This window comes from Nitrospira sp., from assembly GCA_029194665.1.
Classification (GTDB): domain Bacteria; phylum Nitrospirota; class Nitrospiria; order Nitrospirales; family Nitrospiraceae; genus Nitrospira_D.
On record JARFXO010000003.1, the window covers coordinates 400,019 to 413,364 of the forward strand.

The 13,346-nt window shown below is 56.1% G+C and carries 15 protein-coding genes; 11 read left to right on the top strand and 4 right to left on the bottom strand.

Features of this window, described 5'->3' with window-relative positions; translation table 11 throughout:
- Nucleotides 1–41: 41 nt before the first annotated feature.
- Nucleotides 42–878, bottom strand: coding sequence for a hypothetical protein (locus P0119_11355; GenBank protein ID MDF0666651.1), 837 nt, complete (start codon nt 876–878; stop codon nt 42–44).
- A 239-nt stretch (nt 879–1,117) separates the two neighbouring features.
- Between P0119_11355 and P0119_11360 the strand changes: the two genes are divergently transcribed.
- A complete protein-coding gene (locus P0119_11360; protein ID MDF0666652.1) occupies nt 1,118–1,534 on the top strand; it encodes a hypothetical protein in 417 nt (138 codons plus the stop codon).
- Between the two features lie 32 nt (nt 1,535–1,566).
- Here the strand turns inward: P0119_11360 and P0119_11365 are convergent, their stop codons facing one another.
- Nucleotides 1,567–2,184 carry a hypothetical protein gene (locus P0119_11365; protein MDF0666653.1) on the bottom strand — a complete coding sequence of 206 codons (618 nt, stop codon included), beginning with the start codon at nt 2,182–2,184 and terminating at the stop codon, nt 1,567–1,569.
- Between the two features lie 17 nt (nt 2,185–2,201).
- Entirely contained in the window at nt 2,202–3,068 is an 867-nt protein-coding gene (mazG, locus tag P0119_11370; GenBank protein MDF0666654.1) for a nucleoside triphosphate pyrophosphohydrolase, read from the bottom strand.
- 279 nt (nt 3,069–3,347) lie between these two features.
- On the opposite strand from mazG, the gene P0119_11375 reads away from it, so the two are divergent.
- From P0119_11375 to P0119_11410, 8 genes are all read left to right on the top strand, one after another.
- Nucleotides 3,348–3,812: a hypothetical protein gene (locus P0119_11375; GenBank protein ID MDF0666655.1), complete on the top strand. Its 465-nt coding sequence runs from the start codon at nt 3,348–3,350 to the stop codon at nt 3,810–3,812.
- A 20-nt stretch (nt 3,813–3,832) separates the two neighbouring features.
- A complete protein-coding gene (locus tag P0119_11380) occupies nt 3,833–4,276 on the top strand; it encodes an SRPBCC domain-containing protein (GenBank protein MDF0666656.1) in 444 nt (147 codons plus the stop codon).
- A gap of 124 nt (nt 4,277–4,400) precedes the next feature.
- The gene (locus P0119_11385) at nt 4,401–4,679 is read left to right on the top strand and encodes a type II toxin-antitoxin system RelE/ParE family toxin (GenBank protein MDF0666657.1); all 279 of its coding nucleotides are present in this window, start codon (nt 4,401–4,403) and stop codon (nt 4,677–4,679) included.
- Complete coding sequence (locus P0119_11390) at nt 4,679–4,972, top strand: HigA family addiction module antitoxin (protein ID MDF0666658.1); 294 nt, start codon at nt 4,679–4,681, stop codon at nt 4,970–4,972. Before P0119_11385 ends, P0119_11390 begins: the two co-directional genes overlap by 1 nt.
- 252 nt (nt 4,973–5,224) lie before the next feature.
- Entirely contained in the window at nt 5,225–6,100 is an 876-nt protein-coding gene (locus P0119_11395; protein MDF0666659.1) for an alpha/beta hydrolase, read from the top strand.
- A gap of 326 nt (nt 6,101–6,426) precedes the next feature.
- The gene (locus P0119_11400; GenBank protein ID MDF0666660.1) at nt 6,427–6,819 is read left to right on the top strand and encodes a DUF1844 domain-containing protein; all 393 of its coding nucleotides are present in this window, start codon (nt 6,427–6,429) and stop codon (nt 6,817–6,819) included.
- A gap of 141 nt (nt 6,820–6,960) precedes the next feature.
- A complete protein-coding gene (locus P0119_11405; GenBank protein MDF0666661.1) occupies nt 6,961–9,294 on the top strand; it encodes an ATP-binding protein in 2,334 nt (777 codons plus the stop codon).
- Nucleotides 9,295–9,334: 40 nt separating this feature from the next.
- A complete protein-coding gene (locus tag P0119_11410; GenBank protein MDF0666662.1) occupies nt 9,335–10,726 on the top strand; it encodes a sigma-54 dependent transcriptional regulator in 1,392 nt (463 codons plus the stop codon).
- A gap of 18 nt (nt 10,727–10,744) precedes the next feature.
- Here the strand turns inward: P0119_11410 and P0119_11415 are convergent, their stop codons facing one another.
- Nucleotides 10,745–11,362 (bottom strand): response regulator, encoded by a 618-nt coding sequence (locus tag P0119_11415; GenBank protein MDF0666663.1) that lies wholly within the window; start codon nt 11,360–11,362, stop codon nt 10,745–10,747.
- Nucleotides 11,363–11,638: 276 nt separating this feature from the next.
- Here P0119_11415 and purM point away from each other — a divergent pair, with 276 nt between their 5' ends.
- Complete coding sequence (gene purM, locus P0119_11420; GenBank protein MDF0666664.1) at nt 11,639–12,676, top strand: phosphoribosylformylglycinamidine cyclo-ligase; 1,038 nt, start codon at nt 11,639–11,641, stop codon at nt 12,674–12,676.
- Complete coding sequence (gene purN, locus P0119_11425) at nt 12,666–13,340, top strand: phosphoribosylglycinamide formyltransferase (GenBank protein MDF0666665.1); 675 nt, start codon at nt 12,666–12,668, stop codon at nt 13,338–13,340. The genes purM and purN overlap by 11 nt, the downstream gene beginning before the upstream one ends.
- Nucleotides 13,341–13,346: the final 6 nt, after the last annotated feature.

The window sequence follows — 13,346 nt, forward strand, 5'->3', positions numbered from 1 at the left end:
CCTTCAAGATGCAGAGGAGGATTGGGAGGTCCTCTAAGCGGTTACCGTTTGCCTTCTTCGGTCGCCTTCGGTTTGGGATCGGTATGATGCTGACCTTGGAGACTTGTGAGAACCGGCTGAGCGGCGATAATCTTGTTTTCAACCGCTTGAGTCAACCAGTGTCGCGCTTGCTTCGTATCCCTGCTCACTCCGCGCCCATAGGCATACATGACCCCGAGGACGTACATCGCTTGTCCATTACCGGTCTCAGCCAGGCGGTGGAGACTGGGAGCAGCTTTCTTGTACCAGTTTATCGACTCCGGTGTCTGCGACCCGTCACGTCGTGCGTAATAGCGTCCGAGGCGATACTGAGCAAATGCATCGCCCCGTTCCGCTCGGCGAACGTCGACATCCGGATTGTGAGTAGATTTTGTGGTCGGCAGATTTGATGCTGATTTCTCGTTGCCTGGTGAGGGTGTTACCTTATGACCAGAGGTCTGATCGGCGGAACCGGAGGATTTTGGCTGTGAGTCTGGGACCCGATCGTTCTCGGTCGCGAGCTGATCGGAATCAGGGAGCGGTGAAGCCGGGGGATTCTCGGGCGTACCCAGCCCTTCAGCCTGTGAGAGCGGCGTAAGGTTGAACTCGCTCTGACTGACCGGCGGCCCCGTGGCCGATTGTGGTTGGTCACATTGTTCAGGGGATTTACCGGAGGTTTGCTCCCCGGCACCAGGCGGACAGTTCGCGCCATCGTTTGAGGCGGATGGCCACAGGGGCAATGTCGATGCACCCCAGATCAGCACGATGATCAACAAGGCCCAACGAAGCAGCCGGCGTCTCAGGATCGTTCGATCGCTGGGCGGCACTAAGACGAGTCCAGGATAGCCTTTCTTGGCCATGCCTTCTCCCGAAGGAATCCTCGGTCGGAGTATATCAGTGTGTTAAAAAGCTGTCTCGTGCTCTGGATTTTCACCGCAGCTGTCGTGCTGGGGAAACCGCGGAGAGCTAAACGCTGAGCCAAACGGCCGCCCTCAGCTACGCTGCCATTATTATAGATAGCCTCTTGTCCTTCCCAACTTCAAGCTCTTATAGTAGGTCGACACAGGGTCTCATTCTTACCGAGGAGGACGAGCGAACCATGCCGTCGATCGAAAGTGCTTTCACCATTGTGGACATCAACGGTCCATTTCGTGAGCCACGTGAGCAAGTCTTTTCCTACGATTATTCGATTCAACGGTCCACGTGGGCGACGCCGCATGGCGTGCGCGTGAAGGTGTCCATACCGGACGAGCTGGACGTGCTGAAGCGTCGCCTCTTCGGGATGGTTGTCGGCTCACCGGGCCAGCAACTGGTAGTGAGCAACATCCTCTCAAAAACGATTGCCGACTGGAAGATGCGGGTGGCTGAAGAGGAAGGAATGCTGACGGAACGACGTGACGTGATGCTGGCGCCATTTATCGGGTCGCTCGCCCATCTATTCCCGAAGCTAGAGCTGTTGTTTGAGGCGAATCAATCGGCGATCCGGGAAGAAGTGAGGAGACGCACGGGCATCTGACTCTTTTCAGGAAAAGCCGTGAGCCGGATCCCTCAAAAGATTCTTCGGTAGTGTTTCGAGTGGACGCCTGATTCGTCCGCGAAACCGAGCGACCCCTTGTCCGGACTACCGGTATCATTCAAGTCGATGCGGTAGTGGCCGCGGATTTGCTCCATGGCCACCTCGAAGGGAACGGCGTTCGGGTAGAGCGTTCCGGGGGCATGGGCACCACGGGCCAGTGTACGGATCGTATCCTCTCCCGCGAACTGCTTATCTGAGAAGATGAAAATGTCCGCGATGGCGTGAGCGCCGAGTTTGTGACCTGGTGTGGTCGATGGGAGCTGTTCACCGAGTGTACCGTCCAGCCGTGCTTGTTTGAGGCGTTTCAAGAGGCCGACGATCTGACTATCCGTCGCTTGAGAAGGAACGACCAACCCGAGGGTGTTCATGTCCAGGATGGTCGTCTGGACTTTGAACATGACAGGCGCCGCTTCCGGATCCTCGATGACCGGCACATTAGGACCTTCAGTGCCGGTCACCTGTTTGTTCTTCGAACTGGGGACGATCAGCGCGACGAACAACCACAGTCCGACGAGGATGCCCAATACCACCAACAGCGGATGGGCTCCGGCACGTTTTCCCTCTTCGTAGGGCTCTTGCTTCTTCGTCATGGCGCGCGATCTCTAAGTTACGGTGTGGGGTCCGGCTGTGAAGGCCCCAACTGTCGCTTGGCTTCCTCCCACAGTTCGTCCATTTCGGCCAGCGTCATCTCTGGTAGTGACCGTCCTTTTTCCGTGGCCTGCGCCTCGACCAGGTGGAACCGATCGATGAAACGGTTCGCGGCTCGGCGCAGAGCATCTTCAGGATTTGCCTTGAGAAAGCGAGCGAGGTTGACCAGGGAGAACAGAAGGTCGCCCAACTCGTTCTCGACCTCCTCATTGGCATCGGTCCGGTTGGACTCGGATTCCGTCCTTATCCGTCGTGACGCCAGCGCCTCGCGCAGCTCACCGATTTCTTCGGCAACCTTTGCGAGGATCTGTTCCAAGCCGGCCTCGCTCTGCGGCCAATCGAAACCGACACGGGCCGCCCTGGCCTGAATTTGATAGGCCCGCAACAATGCCGGCAAGGTCTTCGGCACTCCGTCGAGTGCGGACTGCTTCGTGCCAGCAGCTTCCCGTTCGGCACGCTTGATCTCCTCCCATTGACTCAAGACCTGGTCGCTGTTCGAGACATTCCTCGATTGGTCACCGTTGTCGAATACATGGGGATGCCTGCGGATCAGTTTTGTGGAGAGCGTATCGAGAACATCCTCGATGGTAAACGATCCAGTTTCCGAGGCAATCTGGCTGTGAAATAAGACTTGTAAAAGCACGTCGCCGAGTTCTTCCCGCAGTTTCTGCTTGTCACCCTGATCGATTGTCTCGATGACCTCGTACGCTTCTTCGAGAAGGTATGGTTTCAGCGATTCGTGTGTCTGCTTCCGATCCCACGGACATCCGTCCTGAGCGCGGAGCGCCGCCATGATCTCGACCACTTTGGTGAATCGTTCAGACATCGGTGCGCCACTGTATACCGAGGGCGGTTGCCGCTTCAATGGCGGTGGTGTCTACGGGCGGACTTGACGGTGAGCATGAGGAGGCTGAAAATGTGCGCGAGTTGGTCTTGTGCTTATGTGCCAGAATGGGATATGAGCCCATGCAAGGATGGGTGTTATGCTGATCCGAATAAGAACCGGTGATACATACCTGGATAGGGCGTAGTTCGCTGAAATGGCAATCGCAATGCCGTTATTTTGAGGAAATTCGATGACGTGTTACATGGACAGAGAGGTGTTATGAACTGGTTCATCCGCAACTTCAAATGGGTAATGTTGATGTCGGGCATGGTGACTCTCACCATGGTTCAGGCTGCTATCGCGCCCCAAGCGGGGCTGCGCTCCACATTTGGAGACTCGCTCGAAGGTCCACTAGCTGAGATCATCGTGCGCAACTGGGGGGCACTAATCGCATTGGTCGGGGCGATGCTCATCTACGGCGCGTTTCGCCCTCACGTGCGTACACTGGTCTTGGTAGTCGCTGGCCTGAGCAAGATCATCTTCATCTCTCTGATACTCATTTACGGCACGCAGTACCTCGGCAAGGCTGGCATCGCTGTGGTCGTAGATTCTGTGATAGTCGTCTTGTTCATAACGTATTTGGTGGTTTCGGGTCGTGCTGACACCGCTGACGAACAACGCGCTCCACCGGACGGGCCTCGCCCTGCGGGCTCGGCCTTCTCTCGCTTCGCTCGGCGTCGGTGAGCGAGGGTGTTAGGCGCCACGTGCAGCACGAGATCAAAACGACGATCGCAATCGCTGCAACCCCTGAGCAAGTGTGGTCCGTGCTGCTCGACTTCGCGCGCTATCCAGAGTGGAATCCGTTCGTCCGGTCGATCGAAGGGCAGCCATCCGAGGGTTCTTCGATCAAGGTCACGCTCTCTTCCCAAGGGGGTAAGACAATGATCTTCACGCCCATCGTTCTTCGTCACAATCCGGGTCGCGAGTTCCGGTGGAAGGGCAAGTTCTTGGTTCCTGGCATATTCGATGGAGAGCACTACTTCTGCCTCTCTGCGGATTGCGAAGGATCAACGCAACTCACACATGGTGAGCGCTTCAGCGGTCTGCTCGTGCCGCTCTTGCGTGGCAGGCTTGACCGGGACACCAAGGCGGGGTTTGAAGCAATGAACACCGCGCTCAAACACAGGATCGAGAGGCGTGACGCCTAACCCTTCGTTGCGCCAGCTGCTGCACCGGACAGCCGCTGTACAATCTCCGGTTGCTCCGCGCTTGCCGGTGAGCCACGGGCTGCTCGGTCTTGTTGCGTGATGCGCAACATGCTATAGTTGGCATGTGATCCAATCATTCCGATACAAAGAGCTAAGGAAGTTCTTTGAGTCGGGGAGCGTCGCTGGCATTCAACCGCACCATGCCAATCGCCTGCGCATGCTGTTAGCTGCCTTGGACACGGCGCTGTCCATTGAGGACATGGACGTTCCAGGCTTTCGGCTCCATCCCTTGAAGGGATCGGAGCGCGGTCGATGGTCGGTGTGGATAAATGGAAACTGGCGCTTAACGTTTACGTTCAGAGACGGACACGCCTACGTCTTAGATTATGAGGACTACCGCTAATGGCTATGCACAATCCTCCCCATCCCGGTGAGTTTATTATTCAGGTCTATCTGGATCCCAACAACCTGAGCGGCCGCGAACTGGCCGGGAAGCTCGGTGTGGCGGCGTCAACGCTGAATCGCATTCTTACGGGAACCAGCCGTATCAGCCCCGAAATGGCGCTACGCCTTTCCAAGGCCTTGGGCCGTTCTCCGGAGAGTTGGCTGGCCATGCAGTACAACTATGACCTCTGGCATGCCAAGCAGCATGTGAAACTAGGCAAGGTCGGAAAAGTCCGCCTCACAGCGGCCTGATCAGCGCATCCATTGGAATTGGGGTCAGGATGGCATTGCGGTCGCGGAAACCCAAATGACGCGAGAATGAGCGTTCGCTGATCCGGAAAGAACACGTGACAAATAGCCGATGGTGCATAGCTCATTGAAATGGTAATGGCAATGCGTTATTTTCAGGAAATTCGATGAGGTGTTATACGGGCGGAAATGGGCGAATCCGACTCTTATCCGGATCGGCCTAAACATAGCTTGGCCGCTCATCGAGGAAGTGGAATGCCAAGCGTGAACGTCAATGGAGCTTCACTTGAATACACCGAATGCGGTTCTGGTGAGCCGGTGGTGCTCGTCCATGGATCGGCGAGCGACTACCGGACGTGGCAACTCCAACAAGACGCCTTTGCTATGCACTTCCGCACCATCGCGTACAGCCGACGCTATCACTGGCCGAATCGCCCGATCACAGACGGCCTCGACTATTCGATGCTCCAGCATGTGGAGGACTTGAAGCAGGTTGTTGATTCGCTCGGCGCCAAGCCTGCGCACCTTGTGGGCCACTCGTACGGCGCCCTTCTCTGCTTGCTGCTCGTCCTGAGGGAGCCGCATCTGGCGAGGAGTCTTGTGTTAGCCGAGCCGCCAGCCATCACGCTCTTTGTCAGCAACAATCCCCGGCTGCCCGAGCTCCTGAAGGTCCTGATAACACGGCCACGGGCGGCGGCGGCCATCATCAAGTTTGGCATGGCCGGTGCGGCCCCGGCCCAACGGGCGTTCAGACGTGGAGAGGTCGAAACGGGCCTCCGCATTTTTGGAAACGCGGTCTTCGGTCGCGACGGTTTTGAGCGACTGCAGGAAGCCTGGAAGTCGCAGGCGCGCGACAATCTCTCTAATGTGAAGGCAGAACTGCTGGGTTCGGGTTTCGAGCCATTGGATCCTAACCAAGTGCGTGCCATAAGGACCCCTGTCCTGTTGATGACGGGAGAGCAGAGCTTGAGTCTATTTCATCACTTGATTGATAGACTCAAGGAGCTTCTTCCACACGCCCAACGAACCGAGATCGAAGGTGCATCGCACATGATGCAGGCGGACAACGCGTCCGCCTTTAACCGGGCGGTCAAGTCATTCCTTGTGGATCACGGCAATGAAGCGGCGTAGCGACGCCCCGCAGCGCACCCCCATTTCGCGACGGTTATGCGAAACGTTCGACAAAGGAGGATAAAAATATCTCTCACGCCGATTTCCACTATGGCGTCTCGCGAAGCGTGCCAGCGCTGATCGCCGTCGCATGTCTTCGTGCGATCGCCTACGAGACGGCAAAGGCGGCGGTGTACCGAATACCTCGTCCAGCGCCACGGGAGTCAAGGGTGCAAAGTTGGAGCGGGCACGGAGGTTCAGAATAACTTCAATGGCAACGGCTTGCGACCGAATAGACCCTATGGTAGGGTACCGCCAACAACGGAGAATGTGGGGGAGAAGGAAAAATGGCAGAGGAAGAGCATGGATTCGTTATTCGCGATCGGCGGGCAAGCGGAGCAGCCGAGGCCGCTCCGACGGCAGCTTCGCCCACAAAGGAGACGAAGCCTTCGGCTGCAGCACCGATCGAGCCATCTCAGACACCTCCGTCACCTCCGGTCACGTTCTCGTCCTTCGTCATCTCACTGGGCTCGTCATCGCTCATGCTCATGGGCGAGCAACTCGACCCTCATCAGGCAACGATACCCGTCAACCTGCCCCAGGCCAAGGAAATCATCGATCTATTGTCTGTCTTAGAAACCAAGACGAAAGGCAATCTGACCCCTGATGAGCAGACGGTCCTGCGCGACATGCTGTATGCCCTTCGCATGAAGTATGTCACGCTGGCCCCGCCAAAGTAGAATCCTATCGCTCGATTCTCCGTCCCGCGAGCTCTCTGACGGCTGCAAATTGTGCAGCAGGCTTTGAGACTACCTCGCAAGTCGGTTATAGTGCTAAAAACCCCTGTTTTCTTGTGGCGACGGTGGCCGGAGAACGAGAGAATGTCTGAGCTGAATCATCCCGTACCTGCCGTAGGTTCTGCTTCCGAAGGAAGTGCTGCTGGTCACCTCATCCCAGTCGGCAGTCACCGGCGTCGTGCTTCGGACAGCCAACTCAAGCAGCCTGAGCGGAAACTACGCCATCTTCGTCCTGTCTGGATCGTTCTGATTCTTCTCATCCCCTGCGTGGCCCTCACGCTGTATTACTCCCAAGTTGTTGCGCCGGGCTCCGAAGAGAGCGGTTTCTTCCTACCGACGACCAGCTACGCACTGGTTCTCCTCCTGGTCAATTTGGATCTGATCGGTTTCGTGGTGCTGGTACTTCTCTTGTCCAGAAATTTGATCAAAGCGTATTTCGAACGTCGGCACCGTCTCGTTGGATCAGGATTTCGCACCAAACTTATCGCTGCGTTTATCGGGTTCTCACTGATCCCGACGCTGCTCCTGGCCTTCGTCGCGAGCGGGCTGGTCAACAAGGCCGTCGATATGTGGTTCAGCGAGCACATCGAGAAGGTCATGAAAGACTCGTATGAGGTGGCTCGTATGCAGCATGCTGGGCATGTCGCGCTCGCGGTCAACAGCGCACGGGCCATTTCTCAGGAACTGTTTCGCGAAGACATGCTGACTCCGGTACAGCGTGATCTCTTGATCGCCGCGATGGCTCGGAAACGGATGGAATACGGCGTCGCAGGGATCGAGGTGTTTTCGAACAAGATGGAGACTCTCACCAAGGCACTTGATGGCGAAATTCCGTCGGGGGTGTTGGATCTGCCGATCAGTCAGCTGGTCTTACAAGTCATTAACGGCAGGCAAGAGTTTACCTCTGTCCAGGAGGCCCAGACGGGACGGTTGGTGCGCGCCGCCATCCCGGTGGCCTCCGGAAGCCGACGGGGCGAGTTAGAGGGCGTCGTGGTTGTCGAAACCTACGTCCCTGAATCTCTGTTGACCAAGATGGAGGGGATCGGTCGTCAATACACGGCGTACAAACAGATCAAGGCGATGAAAAATCCCATTAAAGCCGGGGCGTATTTTTTTGTTGCCGTTGTGGCGGTGTTGATTCTCTTCAGCGCGACGTGGTTCGGCTTCTATGTGGCACGCGGGATCACCGTTCCGATCCAACGATTGGCGGAAGCAACCGAAGCAGTCGCTCAAGGCGACCTATCGGTGCAGATCGATGCCAAGGCCACCGATGAAATTGGGACGTTGATCGAGTCGTTCAATCGGATGACGCAGGATCTGCAGGGGAGTAAGTCGAAGCTGGAGGAAGCCAACCTGACGCTGCGAAACACCAACGTCGAGCTGGATCGACGCCGCGCCTATATCGAAACGGTTGTGGATACGATTGCTGCCGGTCTGTTGTCGATCGATCGAAACGGAATGATCACCACCTTCAACCCTTCCGCAGAACGAATCTTAGGGTTGGATGCCGACCGCTTCAGAGGACGGTCGGCCAATGAGGTGTTCAAAGAGTTCGGTCTCGACTCGTTCCAGACCGCCTATGATCGTATGCTGGCCGATGAGCGCGACGATTTGGACCTGGAAGGCCAATTGGATCTCCAAGGGAAACTGATCACGATCGGTCTGAAAGGCTCTCGTATGCGGGATGAGGCGAACAAAGACTTAGGGTTTGTGTTGGTCTTTGAGGATCTGACGGAGTTGATTAAAGCCCAGAAAGTTGCGGCCTGGCAGGAGGTGGCGAAGCGGGTTGCTCATGAAATCAAAAACCCACTGACTCCTATTCAACTATCGGCTCAGCGGTTGCGCAAGAAGTTCTTCGAACAATCTCCCGATCTTGACCGGGTGTTCGACGACGCCACTAATGTCATCATCAACGAAGTCGGGAGCCTGAAACAGATGCTGGACGAATTTTCAAAATTCGCTCGCCTCCCTGCTCCGCAAATGACGCGACAATCCTTGCACGACGTGATACGGGAAGTGGCAACCCTCTATCGCGAGGCGCAAAAAGATATCGAGCTGATGGTGGACCTCGACGAAGATCTGCCGTCCATCAATTTCGACCGCGAACAGCTAAGACGTGTGTTCGTCAATCTCTTCGACAACGCGGTCCAAGCCATGAATCAGAAAGGGCGGCTGTGGGTCGGCACGAAGTATGATACGAAACGCCGTCGCGTGGTCGTCACCGTGGCGGATGAGGGGCCCGGCATCGCTCCTGAAGATCAGGAACGGTTGTTTGTGCCGTATTTTACTCGTAAGAAGACGGGAACCGGCTTGGGGCTGGCGATTGTCCGTCGGATTATCACCGATCACGAAGGACAGATCCAGGTGGGAAACAATCACCCGAAGGGAGCCGTGTTTACGTTTGATTTGTCGGTTTAGGGTCGACCGGTGAAGGGTACGTGCTAAGGAGAGAGGAGTTATGTCGGCATCGATTCTAGTGGTGGACGACGAGGAAGCGATTCGCACGTCCCTGCGAAGCATTCTGGAAGATGAAGGGTATGACGTGTCGGTAGCCGCCAATGGGGTTGAGGCGTTGAAAATATATGGAGCTGACCCGCCGGACCTCATGATTCTGGACATCTGGATGCCTGAAATGGATGGGCTGGAGACCCTACGGCGGGTGAAAGAATTTGTGCCTACGACGCAAGTCATGATGATCTCCGGGCATGGATCCATCGAAACGGCCGTCAAAGCCATCAAGCTGGGTGCGTACGACTACATCGAGAAGCCCTTGTCGTTGGAAAATGTTACGCTCCGTGTCAAGCACGCGCTGGAGCAGTTCCGATTGGCGCAAGAGAATCGGTCGCTGCGGACCAAGGTCCAACAAAAGTTCGAGTTGGTTGGAGAGTCTCCGGCCATGCAGCGGCTACGGGAGCTCATTGCAACGGCAGGCCCGACGAACAGTCGGGTGTTGATCGGAGGCGAGAATGGAACAGGGAAGGAATTGGTCGCGCGCGCCATTCATACGCACAGCACCAGATCGGACCATCCGTTCGTGGCCGTCAATTGTGCGGCCATCCCTGAAACATTGATTGAGAGCGAATTGTTCGGTCACGAAAAAGGCTCCTTCACCGGAGCCACATCCATGAAGCGCGGTCAGTTCGAGCAGGCCGATGGAGGGACGCTGTTTCTGGACGAAATCGCCGACATGAGCCTCAATACGCAGGCGAAAGTGTTGCGGGCGTTGCAGGAACAGCAGTTCACGCGAGTCGGCGGGACCAAATTGATGAAGGTTGATGTGCGTGTGCTGGCAGCTTCCAACAAGGACTTGGAAAAAGAAATCGGCAAGGGACAATTTCGAGAGGATCTGTACTATCGTCTCAACGTGGTTCCGATTGTTGTGCCTCCCCTGCGGGAGAGGCGAGAAGATATCCCGGCTCTGGTTCGGCATTTCATGAAGACGCATGTCGAGGAGCAAGGGTTGCGGATGAAGGAAGTCTCGCCGGAGGCGATGGCCGTGTTTCAGCAGTACGAATGGCCCGGGAACATTCGTGAGCTAAGGAATTTGATCGAGCGGCTGATGATCATGGTGCCGGGGTTTGTGATCGATGCCGCACAAGCTACTCTGTCGTTACAAGGACGAACCGTCGGCGTGATCTCGACCGGCAATCAGACGCCTAACTTGCTTCTGGCAAAATCCTACGACTCACTCCGAGATGCCAGAAATGCCTTCGAAAAAGAATACATTAGTCGAAAACTTCGAGAACACCACTGGAATATTTCTAGGACCGCTGAAGATCTCAAGATCGAGCGAAGCCATCTTCACCGGAAGATCAAGTTGCTCGATGTGGAGATGCGACCTGAGAGCTAGGACGACGACAGGACAGGATCAGCGCCCTACACACTTGGAGCAGATGAGATCCAGGAATTTCGTCTCAGGATGAGCCCGTACGTACTTGTTCAGGGCGGTTTCGGGTATGTGTGCGGGCTGAGATGTTCTACAGGATGGGCACACAGGGATCAGTTGTTGTAATGCGGCGATGTCGCGAACGGTGCGGTCGAGGTCGGTGATGGTTTTTGTGACCTCTTGTTCCCAATTCTTTCTCGCTTCCGTTTCTTGCTTGAGTTTGAGAGCAGATTTCACTCGTGCGAGGAGCTCTACCTGCTCGACCGGTTTTCTGATGTAGTCCGTCGCCCCGGCATCGAACGCCGACTGGAGCCAGTCCCGTTGGTTCCGAGCCGTCACGATGATGATTGGAACCCCTACAAACGCATCGAGGGCCTTGATGCGGCGGCAGGCCTCGATGCCATCCATGTCTGGCATCTTGATGTCCATCAAAATCAGATCTATCGCGATACCATGTGCACCCCGATGATCGAGGTCCAAATGGGTAAATGCATCGCGAGCGGAAGAGACGGTGATCAAGTCCCGATACCCGGAGCTCTTCAGGAGATGATGGAGTAGGAGACGCTCGTCAGGCGAGTCGTCGACGATCAAAATGGCCACCACGCCCTCCTTCGCTGGCTCGTATGCTCGAAGAGCTCACGCTGATACGTATAACAGTATAGGACGTATTCTTACAGCGGCAAGGAAAAAACAGAAGGCTGGGAACAAGGAAGTGCCTTCGAAACGATTCCGATGGGTGCGTTGACCTCCGTCGAACCCTCCGTTAAGATGCGCCTCCGAAGCAGGTTACGGTCGAGGTGACGGCTGAGGGTCAACATAAGTGCCGAGTTTCCCGCTCAGCCTCGGCCTCAGTTCAACGTCCCTTGTCTCTTCGCTATGACGACCTATCGTGATGCAGGTGTGGATATCGATGCAGGCGATGAGCTTGTCGATCGCATCAAGCCCCTTGTTCGATCGACGTTTCGACCCGAGGTCCTGACCGACGTAGGAGGCTTTGGCGGCCTCTTCGGTTTCCAAGCCGGCAAATACAAAGAGCCAGTGCTTGTCTCTGGAACGGACGGGGTCGGGACCAAACTGAAGATTGCCTTCTTGATGGATAGGCATGACACCGTCGGAATCGATTTAGTGGCGATGTGTGTCAATGACATTGCGGTGAGCGGAGCGGAGCCCCTGTTCTTTCTGGACTATTTCGCGACCGGGAAGTTATCCGTGTCGAAAGCTCAGGATGTGGTCGCCGGCATCGCCGAGGGTTGTCGTCAAGCCGGGTGCGCCTTGATCGGCGGAGAAACTGCCGAAATGCCGTCATTCTATCCTGAGGGGGAGTATGACCTGGCGGGGTTTGCTGTCGGGGCGGTCGATCGCCAGAAACTCATCGATGGTCGACACATTGTATCCGGCGATGCAGTCATAGGCTTGGCTTCTTCTGGGCTTCATAGTAACGGGTACTCACTGGCCCGGCGCGTATTGTTTGAACAAGCCAGGCTGACGGTTGACAGCCGACTTTCTGGGCTTGATGGGCCCATCGGCGAGGTGCTCCTGACACCCACCAGAATTTATGCGAGGCAGATTTTGGCGCTCGTCGAGCAATTTCCGATCAAGGGCATCGCGCATATTACCGGAGGCGGCATTACGGAGAATTTGCCACGCGTGTTTCCTAAGGGTGTGCGGGCGAGGATCACTCGATCAGCCTGGTCAGTGCCTCCGATCTTCGACGTGATAGGCCGTCTTGGACAGGTCGATCGGGAAGAAATGTACCGGGTTTTTAATATGGGCATTGGGTTGATTCTCGTGGTACCGCCTGATGCATTGTCCGGAGTGCTGGCTCGCGCCACAGCCTTGGGCGACCGAGGCTGGCAGATCGGTGAAATCGTTTCCTCCACCGGGGAGGAGCCGGAAGTCGAATATGTCGATTAGCCGAACGACTCCATTGCGAGTGGCGGTACTGGCATCAGGTCGAGGCTCAAACCTGCAAGCCATCGTCGATGCGATCGAAGCGGGTCAGGTACGGGCTCAGATCATCGCTGTCATCAGTAATAAGGAGGACGCGGTCGCACTGGAGCGGGCTCGGAAGCACGGACTAACCGATATTTTTGTCGATCCCAAACCCTTTGCCGGGCGGCCAGATAGTCGTGAAGTGTACGACCGATCGTTATTGGCGATACTTCAGCTGCATGAAGTCGAACTTGTCTTACTCGCAGGCTACATGAAAATCGTTACGGCAGTGCTGGTCAATGCTTACGCCAATCGCATGATGAACATCCATCCCTCACTGCTGCCGTCATTTCCTGGACTGGACGTGCAGAAGAAGGCCATTGATTGGGGCTGCAAGTTGTCCGGATGCACCGTGCATTTCGTCACCGAAGGCGTGGACGAAGGTCCGATCATCATTCAAGCGGCCGTGCCGATCCTCGACGATGATACGCCCGAAACCCTCGCCGCCAGAATCCTCGTCCAAGAACACAAGATCTATCCTCGCGCCGTACAGCTCTTTGCCGAAGGGCGACTTCGTGTCGACGGCCGGCGGGTATTGATTGAGAATGGGAAGCCGGAAGGGGAGTCGATCATCAGTGCTGCGTAATGGATC